This is a genomic window from Rhodococcus sp. PML026 (assembly GCF_000963615.1).
Lineage (GTDB): Bacteria > Actinomycetota > Actinomycetes > Mycobacteriales > Mycobacteriaceae > Rhodococcoides > Rhodococcoides fascians.
On the sequence record NZ_KQ031373.1, the window covers coordinates 308,334 to 332,829 of the forward strand.

Genomic DNA, 24,496 nt, shown 5'->3' on the forward strand with positions numbered 1-24,496 from the left:
GTTCATGACGCACATCGACATCCCCGCCGACTCCGAGTTCGGAATCGACAACCTTCCTTACGGCATTTTCAGTACTCCTGGTTCGGACGCTCGGGTCGGAGTCCGCTACGGCGACAATGTAATCGATCTGTTTGTCGCTCTGAACGATTCGGATCTCGCCTCGCCCAGCCTCAATGCTTTCATGGCGCGCGGCCGCAGTCGGTGGGTCGAGGTTCGCGAGTCCGTCACCGCCATGATCGTCAGTGGCACGACCCCCACGGAAGCGATCGTCTCGGTTTCCGATGTCACGATGCATCTGCCGTTCGAAGTTGCGGACTACGTGGACTTCTACGCGTCCGAGCACCACGCGTCCAATCTCGGCCGACTCTTTCGTCCCGATGCCGAACCGCTGCTACCGAATTGGAAGCACCTGCCCGTGGCGTATCACGGCCGGGCAGGGACGGTTGTCGTGTCCGGTACAGATGTCAAGCGTCCGAACGGTCAACGCAAGGCACCCGACGAGGCGTCACCCACGTTCGGCCCATCTTGTCGACTGGACATCGAGGCAGAGATGGGCTTTGTCGTCGGCGTTCCGGCGAATGGTCCCATCTCGCCGGATCAGTTCTCCGAGCACGTGTTCGGTGTCGTCATCGTCAACGACTGGTCTGCTCGCGACATCCAAGCCTGGGAGTACGTGCCGCTGGGGCCGAACCTCGGCAAGAGTTTCGCGACGTCCATCTCGCCCTGGGTGGTCCCCTTGCTCGCGTTGGATCAGGCGCGGGTGTCGACACCGGCGCAGGAGCCCGCGCCGCTCGAACACCTCCGCGAATCCCGTTCCTGGGCACTCGATATCGATCTGTCCGTCACGTGGAACGGCCACGGCGTATCCCGTCCGCCGTACAGTTCGATGTATTGGTCGCCGGCCCAGATGCTGGCTCACGAGACCAGCAACGGCGCGACATCCCGAACCGGTGACCTGTTCGCGTCGGGCACCATCTCGGGACCCGAGAAGAATCAGCGCGGTGCCTTCATCGAACTCACCTGGGGTGGTAAGGAACCCGTGTCACTCGGCGCGGAGACCCGGACCTTCCTCGAAGACGGCGACGAGGTCGTCATCGCCGCCAGCGCTCCGGGGCCGAACGGGTGTCGTATCGGGTTCGGCGACGTCCGTGGCCGGATCGCTCCGGCCTGAGGCCCGTCACTCGTGCGCCCGTCGGTATGCGGGGGCTCTGGGGGTTCGATCGGACTCGGCGCTGTTGAGCAACGGCAGTGCCCGGAACTCGACCAATTGCGAGAGTACGACAACACTGGTCGACCGCGCGATCGTGCGAGATTGATTGAGCGCGATCAACGTACGCTGCAGATCGTCATGAGACGCCGCGGCGACCCGGCACAACACATCGCCGACGCCGGTTGTCGCGAATGCCTCCAACACTCCGGGTATCTGCTCCAGGACGGCGACGACGTCACCGAGTGCACCCTGGGCAATCTCCAATGTGACGAACGCCTGCACGCCGTAACCGGCTGCTGCCAAACCGATTCGAGGCTGATAGCCGGTGATGACACCGCTGTCCTCCAATCGCTGCAGGCGGGCCGACACAGTCGCACGTGCAACACCGAGCGTTCGCGACAGCTCGAGCACGCCGATCCGCGAATTGTCGTGCAGCGCAGCGAGCATCGCCCGGTCCAATTCGTCCAACGTCGATTCCATGACGCACCTCCACTTTGCTATACGAATCGTATAGCAAAGTGCGGAACAACCTGCCCTATCTGCACAGCACGGACAGCTATTCAGGCGTCGATTGACTCCCCTGCACCGCGATGTTGGGCTGGGCGGAACAGTGTGCCTCACTCGGACCAACCAGGAGCTTTCATGAGCCTCGACAACATCCTCAACGACGACGAGAAGCTCGCCGATCTCGACGCCGATCAGCTGCGGCAGCTCGTCGGACTCGTGGAGTACGACGACAAGCGAGATCCCTTTCCCGTCAGTGGCTGGGACGCCATCGTGTGGGTGGTCGGCAATGCGACGCAGACCGCACACTTCTTCCAGTCCGCGTTCGGCATGGAGCTCGTTGCCTACTCGGGCCCGACGACCGGCCAACGCGACAACCACGCCTACGTACTCAAGTCCGGCGCAGTGCGCTTCGTCATCAAGGGAGCCGTCGACCCCGACAGCGAACTGGTGGCACACCACACGCGCCACGGCGACGGCGTCATCGACATCGCGCTGGCCGTACCCGATGTCGACCGATGCATCGAGCATGCGCGAGCCCAGGGCGCGCGCGTACTACAAGAGCCGACCGACATGTCCGACGAGCACGGCACGGTCCGCACCGCGGCCATCGCGACCTACGGCGACACCCGACACACGTTGGTCGACCGCTCCCGCTATACCGGCACTTACCTCCCCGGTTATGTGCCACGCACGTCGACGTTGCAACGTCCGGAAGGCGCTCCCAAGCGCATCTTCCAGGCCCTCGATCACGTGGTCGGCAATGTCGAGCTCGGCAAGATGGACGAGTGGGTCGACTTCTATCACCGCGTCATGGGCTTCACGAACATGGCCGAATTCGTCGGAGCCGATATCGCCACCGATTACTCGGCCTTGATGAGCAAGGTCGTCTCCAACGGCAACCACCGAGTGAAGTTCCCGCTGAACGAGCCGGCCATCGCCAAGAAGCGCTCACAGATCGACGAGTACCTGGATTTCTACCGCGGCCCGGGCGCACAGCATCTGGCGCTGGCGACCAACGACATCCTGTCTTCGGTCGATGCGCTCCGCGCGGCGGGCGTCGAATTTCTCGCCACTCCTGATTCGTACTACGAGGATCCCGCACTGCGAGCCCGAATCGGTAACGTCCGAGTGCCGATCGAAGAGTTGCAGAAGCGCGGAATTCTCGTCGACCGAGACGAGGACGGGTACCTACTGCAGATCTTCACCAAGCCGCTGGTCGATCGCCCGACGGTGTTCTTCGAGATGATCGAACGCCACGGCTCGCTCGGCTTCGGCATTGGCAACTTCAAGGCACTGTTCGAGGCCATCGAACGTGAGCAGGACGCTCGCGGCAACTTCTGACCCGTACCCCGAACGACGCCGCCCACTGTCAGCGTTCGGTGGGCGGCGCAGTTCGTCCCAGACCACCTCGGTCCTCGTCGAAGATCAACCACGTGCGCGTCGCCCGGACGCCGTCGAGCGACTGCAGCCCCTCCAGCACCACTTGCCGCAGGCTCTCGTTGTCGGGAGTCCTGATGAGTACCAGCACGTCGAAATCCCCTCCGAGCAAACTGAAGTGGTCGACGAATTCCATCGACCGCAACCCCTCGGACACACTGCGCCACGAATCCTGACGGATCGACAACGCGATGAACGCTGAGGTCCCTAGCCCGGACGCCCCGTGATCCACCTGCACGGTGAACCGTTCGATGACACCCGCATCCTTGAGCCTGTCCACCCGTGTATAGGTATGTGCCCGAGAGAGATTCAATCGATCGGCCAGCACCCGCATCGAGACCCGCCCGTCGGCAGTCAGCTCGGCGAGGATGCGACGATCCGTGTCGTCCAATTCCACACGTCTCGAGACGTCGTCCATTCGTCCGCTCCTACCTGGTGGTTCGCTACGCCGATCCGACAGATAGTCAGTTCGTACCTGAAATGTCGGCAATATGTCTGCAATCCTACGACCATAGGACTTCTTCCTCACCGATTCGGCCAGAATCACCGTACAAGCCGATCTCAGGAGAATGCCCCATGACGACCGTCGAGAAGGTTCCGGCAACGTCCTACCAACAGTTCATGCCTGCCGACCGTCCCGTGCAGTACCTCGCACCCGATGGAACGGGCGTGGACAGTGCCGCCCGCTACGCACACCCGTCGAACGAGCGCCTGCTCGAGATGTACCGCTCGATGGTCCACGGCCGCCGATTCGACCAGCAGGCAACAGCATTGACCAAACAGGGTCGGCTTGCGGTCTACCCGTCCTCCCGCGGCCAGGAGGCCTGCCAGATCGCCGCAGCCCTGTGCCTGGGTGAGCAGGACTGGATGTTCCCGACGTACCGTGACTCGATGGCTCTCGCGGCGCGAGGCGTCGACCAGGTGGAGTTGCTCGGCATGCTCGCCGGCTACTGGCACTGCGGATACGACCCCACCGCCTACAAGGTCGCTCCCCAATGCACACCTCTGGCAACACAATTGCTGCACGCGACCGGTTTCGCCTACGCCGAGGCCAAGCAGGGACGAGACACCATCGCCCTCGCGTTCTGCGGTGACGGCGCGACCAGTGAAGGCGACTTCCACGAGGCCCTCAACTTTGCCGCGGTGTTCCGCGCACCGGTGATTTTCCTGGTGCAGAACAACGGATTCGCCATCAGCGTTCCACTCGCGCGTCAGACTGCAGCTCCGTCGTTGTCGCACAAGGGCGTCGGCTACGGCATCGGCAGCGAGCAGGTCGACGGCAACGACCCGATCGCGATGATGGCCGTGATGGACGAGGCCGTGAAGTACGTCCGAGCAGGCAAGGGACCGGTGGTCGTCGAGGCGCACACCTACCGCATGGACGCACACACGAACGCCGACGACGCCACTCGCTACCGCAAGGCAGACGAGGTGCAAGGGTGGTTGGCCCGAGATCCGCTCTCGCGCCTCGATTCCTACCTCGAAGCCCAGGGTCTGCTCACCGACGAGCTGCGCGAACAGATGACGGTATCCGCCGACGCCGATGCCGCGGCACTTCGCGCGGGCATGAACGTCGAGCAGGACGTCGACCCCGAGGATCTGTTCCGGTTCGTCTACTCCTCCCCCACCCCCGGCCTGATCGAACAGCGAAATCAGGTCGCCGCCGAGATCGCAGCAGGAGAACTGTCATGACCACGATGACCATGGCCGGAGCCCTCAACGCCGCCCTGCGCGACGCGTTGACCGAGGACGAGAAGGTCGTTGTCTTCGGCGAGGATGTCGGCACGCTCGGCGGCGTCTTTCGCGTCACCGACGGACTGACCCGCGATTTCGGTGACGATCGCTGCTTCGACACCCCGCTCGCGGAGTCTGGCATCGTCGGATTCGCGATCGGAATGGCGATGTCGGGCTACAAGCCCATCGTCGAGATGCAGTTCGATGCCTTCGCCTACCCGGCATTCGAGCAGATCGTGTCGCATGTGGCCAAGCTGCGCAACAGAACTCGTGGCTCGCTCACCGCACCGATGGTCATACGGATTCCGTTCGCCGGCGGCATCGGCGGAGTCGAGCATCACTGCGACTCCTCCGAGGCCTACTACGCGCACACCCCGGGGCTGAAGGTCGTCTCCCCGTCCACCGTCGCCGACGCGTACTCGCTGATGCGGGACGCCATCGCAGATCCCGATCCGGTGATCTTCCTCGAACCGAAGCGGCTGTACTTCTCCAAGGACGACATCGAGCTGGCCAAGACCGAGCCGATCGGCACCGCCGTCGTGCGCCGCACCGGTACCGACGTCACTCTTCTCGCCTACGGCCCCACAGTGTCGGTCGCCATGCAGGCCGCAGAGTTCGCGGCCGAGGACGGCCGGAGCGTCGAGGTGATCGATCTGCGTTCGCTCAATCCGTTCGACGACGAGACCGTCGCGGCCTCGGTACGGAAGACCGGACGCTGCATCGTGATTCAGGAAGCGCAGGGGTTTTCCGGTGTCGCCGCGGAGATCGCCTCGCGGGTCTCCGAGCGCTGCTTCCACCACCTGCACGCGCCGGTACTGCGGGTGACCGGACTCGACATTCCCTACCCTGCACCGAAACTCGAGCACTTCCACCTGCCGTCCGCCGACCGCGTCCTCGACGCGATGGACCGACTGCAGTGGAACGATGCACCCGACCTCAGCAAGGCGGTCACGGTATGAGTGCCCAGGTATTTCTGCTGCCCGACCTCGGCGAAGGACTGACCGAGGCCGAGATCGTGGAGTGGAAGGTCAAGCCAGGCGACACCGTCACCATCGATCAGGTCGTCGTCGAGGTAGAGACGGCGAAAGCCTCCGTCGAGGTGCCCTGCCCCTTCGAGGGTGTCGTTGGCGAACTCCATGCGGCCGAGGGCACATCACTTGCCGTCGGCGCTCCCTTGATCAGCATCACCGGCGGTGCCGTCGCCGATACGCCTGCGGCCCACGAGCGATACCGCGAAGAGGAACGCGCCGGCTCGGGAAATGTGCTGATCGGCTACGGCACCGGGCACGGGCCGACCGGTCGGCGAAAAAGAGCTCCGCACGTGAGTGGAAACTCGACCCAGGCTACGAATAGGAGTGGAGCCTGCGGAGCGACCAGCAAACAGAGCCACTCACATGCGCCGAAGGTGCTCTCCCCTATTGTTCGGAGCATGGCGCTCCAGGGCGGGCTCGATCTCACGTCTGTCGACACCGCCGGCGGCCATGGGGTCATCACCCGCGCGGACGTGGAACGGGCACTGGCCTCGAGTGTTCCCACTGCCGAGGGCGTCACGCGCATCCCGATCACCGGGATCCGTAAGACCATCGCCGACAAGCTTTCTCGCAGTCGTGCAGAGATTCCCGAAGCCACTGTCTGGGTCGACGTCGACGCGACGGCTCTACTGCAGGCCCGACGCGATCTCGACGCCTCCATCGATGGAACCAAGGTGACGCTGTTGGCGGTGCTCGCCAAACTCACCATGATCGCGTTGGCCAAGTTCCCCGAGCTCAACAGCACCGTCGACACCGCAGCCGGTGAGATCCTGCGCTACGAGAACGTCGGGCTCGGCATCGCTGCGCAGACCGATCGTGGACTGATGGTTCCCGTTGTGCCGCAGGCGGACAAGGCCGATCTGAAGGAACTCGCCGAGCGATTGTCCGAGCTGACCGAACTCGCACGGACCGGCTCTCTGCCCGCAGCCCGGTTGAGCGGCGGAACGTTCACGCTCAACAACTACGGAGTGTTCGGCGTCGACGGCTCGGCCGCGATCATCAACCATCCCGAGGCAGCAATTCTGGGTATCGGACGCATCATCGACCGACCCTGGGTGGTCGACGGCCAATTGGCCGTCCGCAAGGTTGCGCAGTTGTCGTTGGCGTTCGATCACCGCGTGTGCGACGGCGGAGTGGCCGGCGGGTTCTTGCGCACCGTGGCCGATTTCGTCGAAAATCCCGTCGTGGCATTGGGGTCCGTCCGATGAGCGACGTCGACGTTCTCATCCTCGGCGGCGGATCCGGCGGGTACTCCTGCGCCCTGCGCGCCGAGCAACTCGGCCTGACGGTCGCATTGGTCGAGGAGGACAAGCTCGGCGGCACGTGCCTGCACCGCGGATGTATCCCCACCAAGGCACTGCTGCATACCGCCGAGGTGGCCGACGCAGTCCGCGGTGCGGCGCATGTCGGCGTCACGGCATCGTTGACCGGTGTGGATATGCCTGCGGCACTGACCTATCAGCGCCACGTGGTCGCCGGTCTGCACTCAGGACTGCAGGGGCTGTTGAAGCGGCCGGGCATCGAGATCGTGTCCGGCCGTGGCCAGGTGGTCGGTCCTCGTACCGTGGAGGTCGAGGGTCGACGCATCACCGGTGCTTCGCTCGTTCTCGCGACCGGTTCCTACTCACGCACTATCCCCGGAATCCAGCTGGGTCCTCGGGTGCTCACCAGCGACGACGCTTTGGCACTCGACCGAGTCCCGGAGTCTGTCGTCGTACTCGGCGGCGGAGTCATCGGAATCGAATTCGCCAGCATCTGGGCGTCTTTCGGTACCAAGGTCACCATCGTCGAGGCCCTCGATCGTATCGTTCCCGGCGAAGACGAATGGTCTTCCAAGCAGCTCACCAAGGCATTGCGCAAGCGCGGCATCGATATTCGTACCGGCACCAAGGTCGAGACAGTCACCGAATCTACAGAAGCCGTCGCCGTGACACTGTCATCCGGCGACACCCTCTCGGCCGATGTCGTCCTGATGTCCGTCGGACGCGGCCCCCGCACCGAGGGCTTGGGTCTGGCCGAGCAGGGCATCGCCACCGAACGCGGCTTCGTCACCGTGGACGACAACCTGCTCACCACCGCGGATGGCGTCTATGCCGTCGGCGACATCGTGGCGGGATACCAGTTGGCTCACCGCGGTTTCCAACACGGCATGTTCGTTGCCGATCACATCGCCGGTCTTTCGCCCGCACGCATCGACGGTGATCTCGTTCCGCGCGTGACCTATTCGCATCCGGAAGTGGCGTCGGTGGGACTCACCGAGAAGGCTGCGGAGCAGAAGTACGGCACGGTGACGTCGGTGGTCTACGACCTCGGCGGCAACGGCAAGAGCCGCATCCTCGCCACCGCGGGTGGAGTAAAGGTGATCCGGGCACGCGACGACGGTCCTGTTGTCGGGGTACACCTCGTCGGCGATCGCGTCGGCGAATTGATCGGCGAGGCGCAGCTCGCGGTCGCGTGGGAGGCATTGCCGTCAGAGGTCGGCAGTTTTGTGCATGCGCACCCCACCCAGAATGAGGCACTCGGTGAGGCAATGATGGCGCTGTCGGGGAGGCCGTTGCATGCGCACAGCTGAGGTCGCGGAACTCAGCCCTTGACGCCGCACTTGCATTTTGCAAGCATGGGGGCATGAGCCTGTTCATCACCTGTCCCGTCGAGAACGTCGAGCGCGCAACCGCCTTCTACACAGCCCTCGGCTGGACGCTCAACCCCGAGATGTCCGACCACAACGTGTCGTGCTTCGCCATCACACCGGGGCAGTACGTCATGCTCGGAAGCCGCGAGATGTATGCGAGCGTGGGTGGCACCGAGGAGCTGATCGGCGGTCCCGACACCCCGTCGAAGGTCACGGTCTCGTTCGATCTCGGTAGCCGCGAGGCGGTCGACGAGCTCACCGAGCGGGCCGGTGCTGCCGGTGGACGCATCGGAGACATCGATGACTACGCCTTCATGTATCAACGTCAGTTCGACGACCTCGACGGCTACCACTACTCGCCGTTCTGGATGAAGCCGGACACCGATACGGCCGAATGAGCGACCTCGCCGCCGCCCTCGACGTCGTCGGTGCCCGGTGGGCACTTCTCATTGTCGAGCGACTGCTCGAGGAACCGCAACGGTACGGCGATCTGCAGCGCGACCTCGGAGTGCCGACGAACATGCTCGCTACCCGGCTGCGCGAACTCGAAGCGGCAGGAGTGTTGACCCGTCTCCCCCTTCGGCACAACACTCGGGCGTACGCGCTGACCGAAAGAGGTCTCGCCCTGCGTGACGCAATTGTCGCACTCGAGCAATGGGGCAAAGAGGCTGCACCACAGGTTAGTTGAGCTCCCGAAGAGTGCGAACATCGTCCGGTCCACGTACACGACGACAGCCCCGCAACTCGGCTGGTTGCGGGGCTGTCGTCGTCGTTGGGTCAGACGTTCAGATCCTCGTCGCGTCGGTTCTTGATCCGTGAGGTCGCAATGAAGGAGACGGCCGCCAGAATCATCAGGTAGATCGAGATGGACATCGAGGTACCCGTGCCCTTGAACAAAGCCTCTGAGATCGTTGGGACGAAGGCTCCACCGAGCACGGTGCCGATGGCGTAGCCGATCGATGCTCCACTGAATCGGACTGCTGCGGGGAACATCTCGGCGTACAGAGCCGGCTGTGGACCGTAGGAGAGTCCGAGTCCGACGGCGAAGAGACCGAGGGCCACGTAGATCCAGTGCAACTCACCGGTGTCGACGAGCAGGAAGAACGGAATGGCGCACAACACCATTGCCGCGTTTCCGACGTTCATGATGGTGGTGCGGGCATAGCGATCGGACAGATACGCACCGAGAAGTGTGAACACTCCCCAGACCATGGCCGCGAACAGGCTGGCCACCAACACGTCCACCCGAGCGAGCCCGTGTTCACGCGTCGAGTACGCCACGATGAAACCGCCGACGATGATGTACCCGTTGCCGTTGGTGCCGATGAACGACAGAGCGGCCAGCATGACCTGCTTCTTGTTGGTGCGCCACAGTGCGCGAACGGGAGTGTGGTTGCGCTCCTTGCGTTCTGCGAGCTCCTTGAACACCGGAGTTTCCTCGACGCGGCGGCGAATGTAGAAGCCGACGAGGATCAGCACGAAGCTGATGAGGAACGGAATACGCCAGCCCCAGGCCTCGAACTGCTCTTCGCTCAGCAAGCCGGTGCACAGTGCCAAGGTGCCGACCGCGATGAGCATGCCGAGCGGAACACCCATCTGAGTTGCCGCACCGTAGATTCCGCGCTTGCCCTTCGGCGCATGCTCGACGGCCATCAGCGCAGCGCCGCCCCATTCACCGCCGGTGGAGAAGCCCTGGAGAATGCGCAGCACGATCAGGATGATCGGAGCCCAGATGCCGATGGTCGCGTAGGTGGGCAGCAGTCCCATACCGACGGTGGCCGCGCCCATGAGGGTGAGGGTGGCGATGAGGACCTTCTTGCGACCGATCTTGTCGCCGAAGTACCCCGCGACGATGGCCCCGAGAGGACGGAACACGAAGCTGATACCGATGGTCACGTAGGCGACCAGCTGTCCGGACGAGCCCATGGGCGCGAAGAACAGCTGAGCGAAGATCAACGACGCGGCCTGCGCGTAGATGAAGAAGTCGTACCACTCGACGGTGGTTCCGACCATGCTGGCCATCGCGGCGCGGCGATGCTCACGCGACACCCCGGTGGGCGTCTCGACCTGTGTTGTCATCGACGATCTCGTTTCGTTCGGGCTCCGGCGCTCGTGAGAGCGAGCGACAGTTCGGAGTGACGTGGGGTATGAACAGCGGCGGATTCAGGTAACCGACGAACCGGATAAAACTCACCGTCCATTCGGTCGGTAATTACTGTGACCGGCGCCACCGTAGTTTGTCAAGGTGGTCGCGTGCATAACAAGGCCCTGCCCACACTTCGTCGGAAACTACCGATCGAGACCTCGTGCTTCGTCCGAAACGACGCAGACATCGACAGCGCCGCCCGACATACTCGAATCCATGGCTGCTCCGACCACCCTCGTTCTCCATTCGCCGGTCATCGACGAACTGATGCGCGCCCTCGGTGCCGACGCGGTGGTGACCGACCCGGACATCCTGCAGAGCTTCCGGCACGACGCCGCCGCTCTGTGCGAATCCGCTCTACCCCTGGCGGCAGTGCTACCGAGCACCGAATCTGACGTACAGGCGATCATGAAAATCGCATCGGCACATCGCATTCCCGTGGTGCCGCAAGGCGCATTGACCGGCCTGGCGGGAGCCGCGAACGCCAGCGTCGGAGCCATTGCCCTCAACACCCGGCGGATGAACAAGATCGTCGAGTTGGACGTCGTCAACCGCACCGCCGTCGTGCAACCCGGTGTCACGAACAAAGAGCTGAAAGATGCTGCCCTGCAGCAGGGATTGACGTACCTCCCCGACCCGTCCAGCTGGGAGGCGTCGACCATCGGCGGCAACATCGCCACCAACGCCGGCGGTCTGTGCTGCGTGAAGTACGGCGTCACAGCACGGTTCGTCCGTGGCTTGCGCGTCGTACTCGCCGACGGGCGCGCCACGTTCGTCGGTCGACGCACCGTCAAAGGCGTGGCCGGTCTTTCCCTGGCCGAACTCTTCGTCGGATCCGAAGGCACACTCGGAATCATCACCGAGGCAACCGTAGGACTCGACTTTCCGGCTGCCACTCCGCTGACCATGGCCGCGACCTTCCCGTCGACTGTCGCGGCCGGTGAAGCGGTGACGCAGATCCGGGCCGCCGGTATCACTCCGAGCCTGTTCGAGTTGCTGGACCGCACCACCATCGCCGCGATCGACGCGTACGCCCGGATGGACTTCGGCACCGACGCCGCGGCCGTGCTGATCGCTCAGTCCGACATCGGCGCAGGCTCTGTGCAGGAGCTCGAAGCCATCGCCGCACTGTGCACCGCAGCCGGGGCAACCGATGTGGCCGTTGCCGAGGACGAGGTCGAATCGGAGCAGCTCGTGCAGGCCCGTCGACTGGCGTACCCGGCACTCGAGCGTCTCGGCTCACCGTTGGTCGACGACGTGTCCGTTCCTATTTCGCAGCTCGCCGCGATGATCGACGAGGTCGGACGCATCGCCGAGCGCATCGGCATCGTCATCGGCGTCGTCGGCCACGCAGGGGACGGCAACATCCATCCGACGGTCATCGTCGACCCGATGGACCCGAGCTCCTTGACGGCCGCGCACCGCGCGTTCGACGAGATCGCGGCATTCGCCCTCTCTCTGGGCGGGACCATTACCGGTGAGCACGGCGTCGGCCTGCTCAAACGCGATCTTCTCGAGACCGAACTCGATTCTGTTGCAGCGGAACTGCAGCGCGGCATCAAGGAACTGCTCGACCCGCATTACCTGCTCAACCCAGGGAAGGTCCTCACCGCCCGGTCGTGAGCCGCAGCGACATCCACACCAGCAACCGGGTGTCCACGTCGTCGAGATCGAGACCGAACAACTCCTTGGTACGCCGAAGTCGGTAGCGAAAGGTATTGGGGTGCAGGTACAGCGACGCAGACGCGGCAGCGACGTTGGACTCGTGTGCCAACAACGCCAGCACCGTCGCGGCGTATTCCGTACCTTCCGAGGCATCGCAGGACAGCATCCGTTCGACGGCAGGCAACGCGAGCGACACCTCCGACAGCGCCTCCCCCGCTCTCCGAAGAGTGACCGATACCCGATTCTCCTCGAATGTCGTTGTTTGTGCGCCTGTTTCGATTACGTCGAGTACCCAGTGAGCATGTCTGAGCGCTATCGCGGGACGGGCGTCCGGGCCACCGATCGCGAAGCTCACCGCAGCACCGAAGGCTGCCTCTGCGCGTCGTCGAACCTCCTCTGCCTCCGCAGCGAATGCGCGTTCGTCGTCGGACTCCACCACCAGCAGGACGGTGTTCCCGTCGACGATGCATCCGGAGTCGCCCGCGTTGCCGAACGTGAGCTGCAGCAGACCAGCGAGCTGCACCAACATTTTCTGCGCTCGCGGCGACTCCACTTTTGCGGCCAGAACGGCGTAGCGCTTTCCCGGCGTAGTGACGACCTCGGGATCGGTCAGCAACGCATGCACCCTGGGATTGTCGGCATCGGCCGGATGATGTCGGGCCGACAACAACGGCACTGCAGCTGCGGCCGCACGCATCAATGCAGCCACTGCCGCAGGGGCCGGCGGACGGATGCCGACACCGGACGCAATGCACCAGATGGAGCCGAGGTACTCACCGTCGACCGAAACCGCCACTGCCAGACGGGGTAGCGCACCGGCCACATCGACGACGTGCACGGTCGAGCTGCGCCGGAAGTCCGGATCGATGTGATGCACCATGTATCGAGCCGGGACCTGCTTGCCCAGAATGCCGTCGCGTCGCACGTCGTCGATCGGCTGCCCCGGCACCGACGAATACGCCACCACATAGCCCTGCGGATCCATCACCGACACAGCACCACCCACCGCAGTGGCGGTGGCGTCTGCCAGCGCCGACAGGTCTGCAGTGGTCACCGACTCACAGTACTTCCACGCGCCGGATCGCTAGCGCGCTATCGTGCGACTGTCGCCTCGGAATTCGGCGATCAGCTCGTCTCGGCACGTCACCGACACGTCGTAGATACCGTTGCGGCCGAACCTCGCACGCTCGACGGCGTCGGCGACGAGGACGTCACCGACCTTCGTCGGACGGAGGTACCGGATGTCGCATCGGGCAGCGACGGCCGAATCCTCGTGCGAGTTGCAGGCCATAGCGAACGTCGTATCCGCAAGCAGGAAGACGTATCCGCCGTGCGTGATGGCGTAACCGTTGACCATGTCCTCGGTCACGACCATCGACATTCTGGCGTGACCGGGTGACAGCTCGATCAGTTCGATGCCGAGCTTGCGGGACGCGGCATCGACCTCGAACATCTCCCGCGCGATAGGCGAATCGGTCACGGCTGCAACACCGAACGCTCGTTCTGGGTGAACATCGTGACGCCGCCGCTTGCGAAGTTCCGCAGATCCTTGCCTGCCGCTGTCATCTCGGGCGAACCCAATCCTGCCTTCAGCGACGCCTCGTCCGCGAAGTACAGACTTGCGATTGCGTAGTAGGGCGGCGGGGACTCGTCGAGCGAGTCGAGCGTGCCCCAGGTGAAGTCGACCAGGCCGGGAACTGCGCGAGCGAGGGGCACGTGCACCTCGGTGTAGTGCCGATCGAAGGCGGCAGGGTCCTCGGGCATTCCGTAACAGACGGCTACTCGTACGCTCATGACGCGGCCTCGGGCTTCGCGACGAGAGTGAGTACGTCGTAGGTGGCGACGGGGTCACCGTCCTGGTTGACGACCACTGCATCCCACCGCACCTCGCCGTAGTCGGCACTCTGACGCGGGGTGATGAGCTTGGCCGTCAACGTGACCGTCAGCGAATCCTCGGCCTTGACGGGCGTCAGGAAGCGCAGGCTGTCGACGCCGAAGTTCGCCAGGACGGGGCCCGGTGCCGGGTCGACGAACAGCCCTGCGGCCAGCGAGACCACCAGGTAGCCGTGCGCCACGATGCCGCCGAACAACGGATTTGCCGCTGCCGCTTCGGGATCGGTGTGCGCGTAGAACGTGTCGCCGGTGAATTCGGCGAAGTGATCGATGTCCGCGCGGGTGACCTGTCGTGGGCCACCGACGATGGTATCGCCCAGTCGCAGTTCGCCGAGGTTCTTGCGGAACGGGTGAACGTCCCCGGTCGTCTGCTTCGCTCCGGTGACCCACTTGTTGCCGATGGCCGTCAGCACGTCCGGGGTTCCCTGGATTGCGGTGCGCTGCATGTGGTGCAGGACGCCGCGGATACCGCCGAGTTCTTCACCACCGCCTGCGCGGCCGGGTCCGCCGTGCACCAGTACCGGTAGCGGCGAACCGTGACCGGTCGATTCCTTGGCGTCCTCGGAATTCAGGACCAGGATGCGCCCGTGATACGGAGCGGTGCCCAGCACGATCTCGCGCGCGATGGCCGAATCTTTGGTCACCAGAGATGCGACCAGAGAGCCCTTTCCGCGCGCGACGAGGTCGAGCAGGTCTGCGGTGCTGTCGTAACCGATGACGGTGGCGACGGGCCCGAATGCCTCGATCTCGTGCGGTTCGGGTGCGCTCTTGTCGCCGGCCTTCAACAGGACCGGTGCCATGAAGGCACCGGGCCGTGAATCCACGGAGTCGGGATCACCGAAGACGACGGTGGCCGACTTGATCAGTCCACGAATGGATTTGAGGACCTCGTCGCGCTGGTCGATGCTGGCGAGTGCACCCATGGTGACGCCGTCGTCCTGCGGGTCACCGACGACGACCTTGTCGAGCCTGGCCTTCAGCGCCTCGATGACGGGTTCGACCGAGTCCTGCGGCACCAGCACGCGGCGGATGGCCGTGCACTTCTGGCCGGCTTTGGATGTCATCTCGGTGAAGACACCTTTGACGAACAGATCGAACTCCGGATCACTCTGTGCCACATCGGAACCCAGGATGGACGCGTTGAGAGAATCCGCTTCCGCCGTGAAATGGAGTCCCTCGCCGACGACGTTGGGATGTGAGCGCAGGGTCGCAGCGGTATCGGCCGATCCCGTGAAGGCCACCGAGTCCTGGCCGCCGAGGTGGTCGAGGACACCGCGGGCACTGCCGCACAGCAACTGAACCGAACCCTCGGGCAGCAACCCAGACTCGATGATCCGACGGAACACCAGCTCGGTCAGGTACGCAGTTTGACTGGCGGGCTTGACGATCGAGGGCACGCCCGCGATGAACGCGGGTGCCAGCTTTTCGAGGAAGCCCCAGACGGGGAAGTTGTACGCGTTGATCTGCACGGCGACGCCGCGCCGGGAGGTGTAAATGTGCTGACCGAGGAAGGTGCCCTTCTTGCCGAGCTGCTCGATGGCGCCGTCGAGGTAGACCGTCTCGTTGGGGAGTTCGCGTCGAGCCTTGCTCGCATAGCTCAGCACGGTGCCGAAACCGCCGTCGATGTCGACGCCGGAATCGCGGGTGGTGGCTCCGGTGTGCCGGGAGAGTTGGTAGAACTCCTCTTTGCCGGCCAGCAGCGTCAGGCCCAGTTGCTTGAGCAGGGCTGCACGCTCGTGGAACGTCCGGGCTGCGAGCGCGGGGCCGCCGACGGTCCGGGCGTAGTCGATCATGCCTGCGACGTCGAGACCACTGGATGACACCCGGGCGATCTCACTGCCGTCGACGGCGCTCAGCAGCGGCGTTCCCTCGTCGGTCGCGGAATACCACGTGCCCTGGGCATAGCTTTCCAGAAGTCTGCTCACAACGCCTCCATCTCACCGTACGTTCGGTCGGTAATTACCATCGCCGCCGAACGCCGAGAAGTCAAGACTTACGTTGCTACGTGCGGCGCAGGCCGTCGAAGGTCAGAGCCACGACGGCGTCGGCCAATTCCTCGACGGATCCGCCGGTGCGCGGGCGGTACCACTCGATGAGCGAGTTGACCGTGCCGAAGACGAGCTTGGACGCCAGTGCCGGGTCGACACCGGGACGCAGGTCGCCCTCCTCGGCGGCGGCGACGACGAGCCCGGTGACGAACGTGTCGAATTCACGTCTGCGGGCGAGGGCCCGTCGCTCGACGTCGGTGTTGCCTCGCACGCGCAGCAGCAGCGTCACGTAGGGAAGTTCCGCGCAGAGGATGTCCACGCTTCGCCGGACCAGGTATTCGAGGCGGTCGATGTAGCGACCGGTGGTCGCCCGATCCTCGGTCGTCACGGCGAACAGCGCATTGAGAGCCCGCGACAGCGCGAGTTCGAGCAACTCGGACTTGCCCGATACGTGGTGGTAGATCGACGACTTGGTGATACCGAGCCGCTTCGCCAGAATCTCCATGCTGGTGCCGTCGTACCCACGGTCGTTGAAGACCTTGACCGCCACGGCCAAGAGGGAATCCAGGTCGTATCCCGGCCGCCCTGGCTGTCCGGTCTTGCGCGGCGCGCGTGCGGTTGTCATTGCCACATCTTCGCAGTCGGCGGACGATTCCACAGCACCACGGGCAGCAGACCTTGCCAAACGACCGAATGTTCGGTTATTAATGACGCAACCGACGAAGGAGTTTCGAAGTGGGCGAAGTATTTCTCGTGGCCGGCGCACGCACCCCGCACGGGCGCTACGGCGGTGCCCTGGCCTCGGTGCGCCCCGACGATCTCGCCGGGCTGGTCGTGGCCGAAGCGGTCCGCAGAGCGGGCGTACCCGTCGATCGAATCGACGAGGTGATTCTGGGTGCGGCCAACCAGGCAGGCGAGGACAATCGCGATGTGGCCAGAATGGCGGTTCTGCTCGCAGGTCTGCCCCAGTCGGTGCCGGGTTACACCGTCAATCGTCTGTGTGCGAGCGGACTGACCGCAGTGGCCAACGCTGCGAGCACCATTCGCAGCGGTGAGGCCGACATCATCGTCGCCGGTGGCGTCGAGTCCATGACGCGCGCGCCATGGGTCATGGCCAAGCCCGGGACGGCGTGGGCCAAGCCCGGCGAGATCTTCGATACCTCCCTCGGCTGGCGATTCACCAACCCGACCTTCGCAGCGCACGACGCGGGCACCGACCCCAAGATCACCCTGTCGATGGGCGAGACCGCCGAAGAGGTCGCGCTCAGCGAGGGCATCACCCGTGAAGAGTCCGACGCCTTCGCCTTCCGCAGTCAGCAGCGTGCCATTGCCGCCCAGGACGCCGGGCGCTTCGCCGACGAGATCGTGCCCGTCAGCACCAAGAACGGCGAGGTCACCGAGGACGAGACGCCGCGCCGCGGAACCACGTTGGACAAGCTCGGCACCCTGAAGACCGTGTTCCGAAAGGGCGGAATCGTCACCGCCGGCACGTCGTCACCGTTCACCGACGGGGCATCGGCATTGGTGGTGGCCTCGGAAGAAGCCGTGCGCACGTACGGCCTCGAGGTTCGCGGCCGCATCGTCACCAGCGCGAGCGCCGGCATCGCGCCCCACATCATGGGACTCGGGCCGGTCCCGTCCACGCAGAAGGCGCTCACTCGCGCGGGATGGTCGATCGACGACCTCGGTGCCGTCGAACTCAACGAGGCCTTCGCGGCACAGTCCCTCGGCGTCATCCGCCAGTTGAAACTCGACGAGGACATCGTCAACGCCGACGGTGGGGCCATCGCCCTCGGCCACCCCCTCGGCTCGTCGGGTGCCCGAATCCTGTTGACGCTGTTGGGCCGCATGGAACGAGAGAAGGCCTCGCGTGGGCTCGCGACGCTGTGCGTCGGCGTCGGGCAAGGCGTGTCGATGTTGATCGAGGCACCGTGAACACGCTCATCGTCGAGGAGTCGACGGACCGCGTTGTCGTCACCCTGAGTCGCGAGAAGCAGCGCAATGCAATCGATTCCGACATGATCAGCGAGCTGCACGAGGTGTGCGCGCTCGTGGAGCAGGATCCCAAGATCGTGATCCTGACCGGAGCAGGCGAGCATTTTGCCGGCGGTGCCGACATCAACCAGTTGCGGGCCCGCACTCGCGACGACGCACTGCGCGGCATCAACCGAAACCTGTTCGATCGCATTGCAGCATTGCCCCTGCCGACGATCGCAGCCGTCCGCGGATACGCGCTCGGCGGCGGAGCCGAACTGTCCTATGCCTGCGACATTCGCATCGCGTCGTCGACTGCCGTGTTCGGCAATCCCAAACCGGGACTGGGCATCATGGCTGCCGCCGGAGCCAGCTACCGGCTGCCGACGCTGGTGGGCGTCTCCGTCGCGAAGCAGGTGCTTCTCGGTGGCCGGACGCTCGACGCACAGGTGGCACTTCGGTGCGGCCTGGTGCTGGACGTCGTCGACGAGCCGTTGACTGCAGCGCATTCCCTCGCGGATCGCATTGCGAGACAGGCACCACTGGCCCTGAAGCTGACGAAAAAGATTCTCGATGCACCCGGTTCACACCCGTGGGCCGACGACATCGCGCAGGCCGTGCTGTTCGAGACCGAAGACAAACAACGCCGAATGACGGCATTTCTGGAGAAGAAGAAATGACAGTTCCCGTGAAAGTAGCTGTTGTCGGTGGCGGCCGCATGGGTGCGGGTATCGCCCAGGTGTTCGCGGCCCTCGGCTCGAGCGTCGTCATCGCCGAAGCAGCCGACCAGACTGCAGCCCTCGGACGAGTCTCGACCGGGCTGGACCGGGCGCACGAGCGCGGCAAGCTCAGCGAGGACCCCGCTGCGATTCTCGCCCGGGTCTCCACCGTCGCCGGCCCCGGCGGTCTTCCTGCCGACCTGGACCTGGTTGTCGAAGCAGTTCCCGAGATCCCGTCGCTCAAGGTCGAGGTACTGGCTCTCGTCGACAAGATCGCCGGGCCCGACACGGTCATCGCGTCGAACACGAGCTCTATCTCCATCGCGGAACTCGGCGCAGCACTGAGCGATCCGAGCCGATTCATCGGGATGCACTTCTTCAACCCGGTTCCGGCGTCGACTCTCGTCGAGATCGTGCGCGCTCCCGCTACCTCTCCGGACGTGGTGGAGCGGGTACAGCGGTGGGTGTCGCTACTCGGCAAGACCGAAGTGCTCGTCAACGACTCCCCCGGCTTTGCGACGTCACGTCTCGGAGTGTGCCTCGGGCTCGAAGCCATTCGGATGTTGGAGGAAGGCGTCGCGGACGCCGAATCCATCGATCGCGCCATGGAACTCGGCTACAAACACCCGATGGGTCCGTTGCGGTCGACCGACCTCGTTGGGTTGGACGTTCGGCTCGCGATCGCAGAACACCTGGCGTCGACCCTCGGCGACAGGTTCACTCCCCCGCAGTTGTTGCGAGACATGGTTGCTCGCGGCGACATCGGACGCAAGTCCGGTCGCGGCTTTCACGATTGGACGAACGCATGACGGTACGGTTCGACGTCACCGACGGCCTGGCGACCATCACCCTTGCGCGCTCCGAGGCACACAACGCCCTCGACGTCGCGACGAAGGTCGCGTTGGCGGAGGCCGTTCAGAGTGCCGCTGCACCCGAGGTGCGCGCCGTGCTCATCACCGCGGAGGGCAAGAACTTCTGCGTCGGCCAGGACCTCGGCGAGCACGTCACCGCGCTCGAAGCCGACCCGGCCACGGCGATGGACACCGTCGGTGAGCACTACAACCCGGTTATCCGAGGACTCGCAGCGCTCGAGGTTCCGATCGTCGTCGCCATCCCCGGCGCATGCGTCGGCGCAGGTCTCGGTATTGCACTCGCCGGAGATATCCGCGTCGCCGGCACCAGGTCGTCGTTTGCGACGGCGTTCACCGGTATCGCCCTGGCCAGTGACTCGGGGTTGAGTTGCTCGCTGGTCGAGGCGCTGGGATCGAGCCGGGCCGCGGGATTTATGCTGCTCGGAGACAAGGTCACCGCTGCGCAGGCCCTCGACTGGGGCCTGGTGCATCGCGTCGTCGACGACGGGGACGTACTCGAGACAGCACACACGCTGGCCGCGTCACTCGCTGCCGGACCCACTCAGGCGTACAGGCAGGTCAAATCCCTGATCGCGCGGTCCGGACTGTCCGACGCACTGGACCGCGAGGCCCAGGCGCAAACCGCTCTGGGACAGACCGCAGACCATAGGGCCGCCGTCGACGCGTTCCTGAACAAGACGAGAGCCTCCTTCGTCGGCATGTGAGTGGAAACTCGACCCCTGCTACGAAGTTCCGCGCACGTGCGGCGAAGCCGCTCTCGCCGCTCTTGTGCCCGGGGTCACTTCGATGCATACTGGTTACCAACCGATCATTCGGTAATGAAAGTAGGACTTATGACCACGTCAAATACCCTGTCCACCGAGACGCTGCAGGACGGGTTCGACGAGACCATTGCCCACGAGCAGCGCGTCGAGCCCCGTGACTGGATGCCGGACGGCTACCGCAAGTCGCTCATCCGCCAGATCGCCCAGCACGCGCACTCCGAGATCATCGGCATGCAGCCGGAGGGCAACTGGCTCACCCGCGCACCGTCGTTGCGCCGCAAGGCGATCCTGATGGCCAAGGTGCAGGACGAGGCCGGTCACGGTCTCTACCTCTACTCCGCCGCTGAAACGCTCGGAGCGGACCGCGCCGACCTGACGGTCAAGCTCATCGAGGGCAAGCAGAAGTACTCCTCGATCTTCAACTACCCCACCCTGACGTACGCCGACGTGGGCACCATCGGCTGGCTGGTCGACGGTGCGGCGATCTGCAACCAGGTTCCCCTGTGCCGCAGCAGCTTCGGTCCGTACGCACGCGCGATGATCCGGGTCTGCAAGGAAGAATCCTTCCACCAGCGCCAGGGCTACGAACTGCTCGCCACGATGATGCGCGGCACCGACGAACAGCGCGCCATGGTTCAGGAATCGGTCAACCGCTGGTGGTGGCCGGCACTGATGATGTTCGGCCCGCCGGACGACGAGTCCCCCAACACCGAGCAGTCCATGAAGTGGGGCATCAAGCGCCACACCAACGACGAACTGCGCCAACGCTTCGTCGACATGTCGATCCCGCAGGCGAAGGCACTCGGAGTCACGTTCCCCGACCCGGACCTGAAGTGGAACGAGGAGCGCAAGTCACACGATTTCGGTGAGCCCGACTGGTCCGAGTTCATGCAGGTGATCAAGGGCAACGGTGCCTCCAACGTCGAGCGCATCGCAAACCGTCGAGCAGCCCACGACGGCGGAGCCTGGGTCCGCGAGGCCGCAACCGCATTCGCCGAAAGGAACGCAGCATCATGACGGAATTCACTGCCGAGGGCGGCCACGGCGCAGTTCCCACCGACAACGTGCCGGTGGAGCCGAAAAGAGAGGCAGTCAAGGCCGATTGGCCACTGTACGAGGTGTTCCTTCGCGGCAAGCGCGGCCTGAACCACGTACACGTCGGATCACTCCACGCCGCCGACGACCACATGGCCCTGCGGCATGCTCGCGACGTCTACACCCGCCGCAACGAAGGCGTCAGCATCTGGGTGGTTCCGTCGAATTCGATCGTCGCGTCGTCGCCGTCGGAGAAGGATCCGTTCTTCGCGCCGAGTGGCGACAAGGTCTACCGCCACCCGACGTTCTACGAGATCCCCGACAACGTTCCCCACATGTGAGACCCATACTCCCAGAGGACAAGCACTCATGACCGATCACGACAGCGCCTACGAGGGCCTCGTCGACGAGGACTCGCACGGGCAGTGGGCATTCGGGACGAGCTTCGACGACCCACTCGCCGGAGTCGACACCACCGTTCCCGACGACGTCGACCTGAACTCGCTTGCCGCATACTGCCTCATGCTCGGCGACGACGCGCTGATCAGCTCGCAGCGTCTCGCCGAGTGGAGCACTCGCGCACCGGAACTGGAAGAAGAGGTGGCGCTGGCGAACGTCGGCCTCGACCTCCTCGGCCAGGCCCGGCTGCTACTGGCCCGCGCCGCCAAAGCCGATCCGACGGTGGTGCCGTTCATCTCGAACACCTCGCCCGCACCCGCCGAGGATGCGCTGGCGTTCTTTCGCGACGAGGCCGACTTCCGCAACGTCAGACTCACCGAGCTCGACAACGGCGACTTCGCGAAATCGCTGGTTCGGCTCCTCGTGTTTTCGACGTGGCGGCTCGCCGTCTTCACTCGCCTGCAGGAATCCCGTGATCCCGTTCTTGCCGCAGTTGCGAACAAGGGCGTCAAAGAGCTGACGTACCACCGCGATTACGCGGCACGCTGGGTCGTCACCCTGGGCTGCGGCACGGACGAATCGAAGCGACGCGTCCGCGACGCCGTGGCCCGGATCTGGCCGTACGTCTCGGAACTGTTCATTCCGACGGACGAGGAGATCGCACTCGCGAAAGTCGGTGTCGCCGTCGATCCCCGTGACGTCCGCGAGGAGTTCGATTCGGTTCTCGCACAGGTCCTTCACGCCGCAGAACTCGAAGCGCCCGAGGACAAGTCCGTGGGCACCATCGGCGGCCGCGGTGGTCGTCGCGGCATCCACACCGAGGCCTTCGGCCCGTTGATCGCCGAGATGCAGGTCGTGGCGAGGGCACATCCGGAGGGAGTCTGGTGACCACGATGGAACTCTCCGCTCGCGACATCGCAGCTACCGTCATGGATCCGGAGATGCCGCTGCTCACCCTCGACGACCTCGGCGTCCTGCGCGACGTCGAGGTACGCGAGAACGGCAGCGTGCTCGTCACCATCACTCCGACGTACTCCGGCTGCCCCGCCATGGCGACGATGCGGGACGACATCGCTCACAAGCTTCAGGACCACGGCTACGCGGATGTCGAGATCGTCACAAGCCTGACGCCGGCATGGAGTACCGACTGGATCTCCGAGGAGGGCCTGCGCAAGCTGCGCGAGACCGGCTACTCCACTCCGGGTCCGGCCCCGGAACGTACATCCGGCCCGGTGCCGCTGACCTTGACCGTCAAACCCCGTCAGCTCACCTGCCCGCAGTGCAGCTCGCGCAACACCCGGCTCACGTCCGAGTTCGGCGCCACCCTCTGCAAAGCCCAGTACCGGTGCGACGACTGCCTCGAGCCCTTCGACCACGTGAAGGAAATCTGATGACCGTCACCGCCGAGCCTGTTCAGAAGAATCTGCGCAACAAACCTTTTCATTCACTGACCGTTGCCGACGTGGAACCCCTCTGCGACGACGCCGTTGCTGTCACGTTCGACGTCCCGGAAGAATTGCGCGAAGAGTTCGACTTTCGCCCGGGCCAGTCACTGATGCTCAGCCGCACCGTCGACGGCGTCGAGCACCGCCGCTCCTACTCCATCTGCGCCCCGGCCGGTGCGCGTCCCCGCGTCGGTGTCCGCGAGGTGTCCGACGGTCTGTTCTCCTCCTGGCTCGTTCACGACGTCAAAGCAGGCGACCACATCGACGTGCAGGGCCCGAGCGGCACCTTTCACGCCGATCCGGCCCAGGCCGGCAGGCACGTGCTCATCGCCGCCGGTTCCGGTATCACCCCGATGTTGTCGATTGCGGCGTCCGTTCTGGCGAATCCCGACTCCGAAGTGGTTCTGCTGTACGGCAATCGACGGACGCGAACGGTGATGTTCGCCGAGGAGATCGCCGACCTGAAGGATCAGTACGGCAGTCGATTCGACGTCATTCACGTGCTGTCTCGCGAGCCACGGGAAGTCGAATTGTTCAGCGGCAGGCTCGATGCCGGCCGGCTACGCGAGATACTCGACACCGTCGTCGCAACCCCGGACATCGACCACTTCTGGTTGTGCGGTCCGTTCGGGATGGTGAACGATGCCCAGTACGTTCTGAAGGAACTCGGCGTCGCGAAGAGCAGCATTCACCACGAACTGTTCTACGTCGACGACGTACCGCCGCCGCAGGAGCAGCACCGCGAGCCCGGTATCACCGGCCCCAGCAGTGAGGTCACGATCATCCTCGATGGCCGCGAGGTGAAAGGCGCTTTGCCGCAGGACGAGTCGATTCTCGATTCGGCCGAGCAGCTGCGATCGGACCTCCCCTTCGCATGCAAGGGCGGAGTGTGCGGCACCTGCCGCGCGAAGGTGACCTTCGGAGAGGTCGACATGCGTCGTAACTATGCATTGGAAGACAACGAGGTCGATGCCGGCTTCGTGCTCACCTGCCAAACCTTCCCACTCAGCGACACCGTCACCGTCGACTTCGACGCCTGAGACCA

At 64.6% G+C, this 24,496-nt stretch carries 26 protein-coding genes; 18 read left to right on the forward strand and 8 right to left on the reverse strand.

All coding sequences use genetic code 11. The features are described from left to right. Positions 1-4: 4 nt before the first annotated feature. Positions 5-1,171 carry a fumarylacetoacetase gene (gene fahA / locus VF34_RS12070; RefSeq protein WP_032373311.1) on the forward strand — a complete coding sequence of 389 codons (1,167 nt, stop codon included), beginning with the start codon at positions 5-7 and terminating at the stop codon, positions 1,169-1,171. 6 nt (positions 1,172-1,177) lie between these two features. Here the strand turns inward: fahA and VF34_RS12075 are convergent, their stop codons facing one another. After that, entirely contained in the window at positions 1,178-1,690 is a 513-nt protein-coding gene (locus tag VF34_RS12075) for an Lrp/AsnC family transcriptional regulator (protein ID WP_027494634.1), read from the reverse strand. 162 nt (positions 1,691-1,852) lie between these two features. Between VF34_RS12075 and hppD the strand changes: the two genes are divergently transcribed. Continuing rightward, entirely contained in the window at positions 1,853-3,058 is a 1,206-nt protein-coding gene (gene hppD / locus VF34_RS12080) for a 4-hydroxyphenylpyruvate dioxygenase (RefSeq protein WP_032373310.1), read from the forward strand. A 28-nt stretch (positions 3,059-3,086) separates the two neighbouring features. Here hppD and VF34_RS12085 read toward each other — a convergent pair whose 3' ends face one another. Then, positions 3,087-3,572 (reverse strand): Lrp/AsnC family transcriptional regulator, encoded by a 486-nt coding sequence (locus tag VF34_RS12085; protein WP_032368670.1) that lies wholly within the window; start codon positions 3,570-3,572, stop codon positions 3,087-3,089. A gap of 158 nt (positions 3,573-3,730) precedes the next feature. Between VF34_RS12085 and pdhA the strand changes: the two genes are divergently transcribed. From pdhA to VF34_RS12115, 6 genes are read left to right on the forward strand one after another with little or no spacing between them, the layout of a single operon-like run. After that, on the forward strand, positions 3,731-4,846 hold the full coding sequence (pdhA, locus tag VF34_RS12090) for a pyruvate dehydrogenase (acetyl-transferring) E1 component subunit alpha (RefSeq protein WP_027494637.1): 1,116 nt from the start codon (positions 3,731-3,733) through the stop codon (positions 4,844-4,846). After that, positions 4,843-5,847, forward strand: a complete 1,005-nt coding sequence (locus tag VF34_RS12095; protein WP_032373309.1) for an alpha-ketoacid dehydrogenase subunit beta — start codon at positions 4,843-4,845, stop codon at positions 5,845-5,847. Before pdhA ends, VF34_RS12095 begins: the two co-directional genes overlap by 4 nt. Continuing rightward, positions 5,844-7,127, forward strand: a complete 1,284-nt coding sequence (locus VF34_RS12100) for a dihydrolipoamide acetyltransferase family protein (RefSeq protein WP_032373308.1) — start codon at positions 5,844-5,846, stop codon at positions 7,125-7,127. The genes VF34_RS12095 and VF34_RS12100 overlap by 4 nt, the downstream gene beginning before the upstream one ends. Next, positions 7,124-8,491, forward strand: a complete 1,368-nt coding sequence (gene lpdA / locus VF34_RS12105) for a dihydrolipoyl dehydrogenase (protein WP_032373307.1) — start codon at positions 7,124-7,126, stop codon at positions 8,489-8,491. Before VF34_RS12100 ends, lpdA begins: the two co-directional genes overlap by 4 nt. A 53-nt stretch (positions 8,492-8,544) precedes the next feature. Further along, positions 8,545-8,949, forward strand: a complete 405-nt coding sequence (locus VF34_RS12110; RefSeq protein WP_032373306.1) for a VOC family protein — start codon at positions 8,545-8,547, stop codon at positions 8,947-8,949. After that, positions 8,946-9,239, forward strand: coding sequence for a winged helix-turn-helix transcriptional regulator (locus VF34_RS12115; protein ID WP_032373305.1), 294 nt, complete (start codon positions 8,946-8,948; stop codon positions 9,237-9,239). Before VF34_RS12110 ends, VF34_RS12115 begins: the two co-directional genes overlap by 4 nt. Positions 9,240-9,328: 89 nt before the next feature. On the opposite strand, the gene VF34_RS12120 is transcribed toward VF34_RS12115, so the two are convergent. Then, positions 9,329-10,630 (reverse strand): MFS transporter, encoded by a 1,302-nt coding sequence (locus tag VF34_RS12120; protein WP_032373304.1) that lies wholly within the window; start codon positions 10,628-10,630, stop codon positions 9,329-9,331. Positions 10,631-10,913: 283 nt separating this feature from the next. Here VF34_RS12120 and VF34_RS12125 point away from each other — a divergent pair, with 283 nt between their 5' ends. Next, positions 10,914-12,320 carry an FAD-binding oxidoreductase gene (locus VF34_RS12125; RefSeq protein WP_032373303.1) on the forward strand — a complete coding sequence of 469 codons (1,407 nt, stop codon included), beginning with the start codon at positions 10,914-10,916 and terminating at the stop codon, positions 12,318-12,320. Here the strand turns inward: VF34_RS12125 and VF34_RS12130 are convergent. The 5 genes from VF34_RS12130 to VF34_RS12150 form a co-directional block, all read right to left on the reverse strand. After that, positions 12,304-13,416, reverse strand: coding sequence for a PucR family transcriptional regulator (locus VF34_RS12130; protein ID WP_032373302.1), 1,113 nt, complete (start codon positions 13,414-13,416; stop codon positions 12,304-12,306). The two genes, VF34_RS12125 and VF34_RS12130, sit on opposite strands and share 17 nt — an antisense overlap. Positions 13,417-13,446: 30 nt before the next feature. Then, positions 13,447-13,815 (reverse strand): hydroxyphenylacetyl-CoA thioesterase PaaI, encoded by a 369-nt coding sequence (gene paaI / locus VF34_RS12135; RefSeq protein ID WP_045841663.1) that lies wholly within the window; start codon positions 13,813-13,815, stop codon positions 13,447-13,449. A gap of 23 nt (positions 13,816-13,838) precedes the next feature. Further along, a complete protein-coding gene (locus tag VF34_RS12140; RefSeq protein WP_032367839.1) occupies positions 13,839-14,156 on the reverse strand; it encodes an EthD family reductase in 318 nt (105 codons plus the stop codon). Next, a complete protein-coding gene (gene paaZ, locus VF34_RS12145) occupies positions 14,153-16,180 on the reverse strand; it encodes a phenylacetic acid degradation bifunctional protein PaaZ (protein ID WP_032368683.1) in 2,028 nt (675 codons plus the stop codon). The genes VF34_RS12140 and paaZ overlap by 4 nt, the downstream gene beginning before the upstream one ends. Before the next feature lie 76 nt (positions 16,181-16,256). Then, a complete protein-coding gene (locus VF34_RS12150) occupies positions 16,257-16,868 on the reverse strand; it encodes a TetR/AcrR family transcriptional regulator (RefSeq protein ID WP_027494651.1) in 612 nt (203 codons plus the stop codon). Between the two features lie 110 nt (positions 16,869-16,978). Here VF34_RS12150 and VF34_RS12155 point away from each other — a divergent pair, with 110 nt between their 5' ends. The 9 genes from VF34_RS12155 (at position 16,979) to paaE (ending at position 24,491) form a co-directional block, all read left to right on the forward strand. After that, a complete protein-coding gene (locus tag VF34_RS12155; protein WP_032373301.1) occupies positions 16,979-18,178 on the forward strand; it encodes a thiolase family protein in 1,200 nt (399 codons plus the stop codon). Beyond that, a complete protein-coding gene (locus VF34_RS12160) occupies positions 18,175-18,897 on the forward strand; it encodes an enoyl-CoA hydratase/isomerase family protein (RefSeq protein ID WP_045841473.1) in 723 nt (240 codons plus the stop codon). The genes VF34_RS12155 and VF34_RS12160 overlap by 4 nt, the downstream gene beginning before the upstream one ends. Continuing rightward, positions 18,894-19,745: a 3-hydroxyacyl-CoA dehydrogenase family protein gene (locus VF34_RS12165; RefSeq protein WP_032373299.1), complete on the forward strand. Its 852-nt coding sequence runs from the start codon at positions 18,894-18,896 to the stop codon at positions 19,743-19,745. The genes VF34_RS12160 and VF34_RS12165 overlap by 4 nt, the downstream gene beginning before the upstream one ends. Beyond that, positions 19,742-20,512 carry an enoyl-CoA hydratase/isomerase family protein gene (locus VF34_RS12170; protein ID WP_032373298.1) on the forward strand — a complete coding sequence of 257 codons (771 nt, stop codon included), beginning with the start codon at positions 19,742-19,744 and terminating at the stop codon, positions 20,510-20,512. Before VF34_RS12165 ends, VF34_RS12170 begins: the two co-directional genes overlap by 4 nt. Positions 20,513-20,641: 129 nt before the next feature. After that, entirely contained in the window at positions 20,642-21,589 is a 948-nt protein-coding gene (gene paaA / locus VF34_RS12175; RefSeq protein WP_027494656.1) for a 1,2-phenylacetyl-CoA epoxidase subunit PaaA, read from the forward strand. Then, a complete protein-coding gene (paaB, locus tag VF34_RS12180) occupies positions 21,586-21,948 on the forward strand; it encodes a 1,2-phenylacetyl-CoA epoxidase subunit PaaB (protein WP_027494657.1) in 363 nt (120 codons plus the stop codon). The genes paaA and paaB overlap by 4 nt, the downstream gene beginning before the upstream one ends. Before the next feature lie 28 nt (positions 21,949-21,976). Continuing rightward, entirely contained in the window at positions 21,977-22,894 is a 918-nt protein-coding gene (gene paaC, locus VF34_RS12185) for a 1,2-phenylacetyl-CoA epoxidase subunit PaaC (RefSeq protein ID WP_045841474.1), read from the forward strand. 5 nt (positions 22,895-22,899) lie between these two features. Next, positions 22,900-23,397, forward strand: coding sequence for a 1,2-phenylacetyl-CoA epoxidase subunit PaaD (paaD, locus tag VF34_RS12190; protein WP_032368688.1), 498 nt, complete (start codon positions 22,900-22,902; stop codon positions 23,395-23,397). Further along, positions 23,397-24,491, forward strand: coding sequence for a 1,2-phenylacetyl-CoA epoxidase subunit PaaE (paaE, locus tag VF34_RS12195; protein WP_032373520.1), 1,095 nt, complete (start codon positions 23,397-23,399; stop codon positions 24,489-24,491). The genes paaD and paaE overlap by 1 nt, the downstream gene beginning before the upstream one ends. The last annotated feature ends 5 nt before the right edge of the window (positions 24,492-24,496 follow it).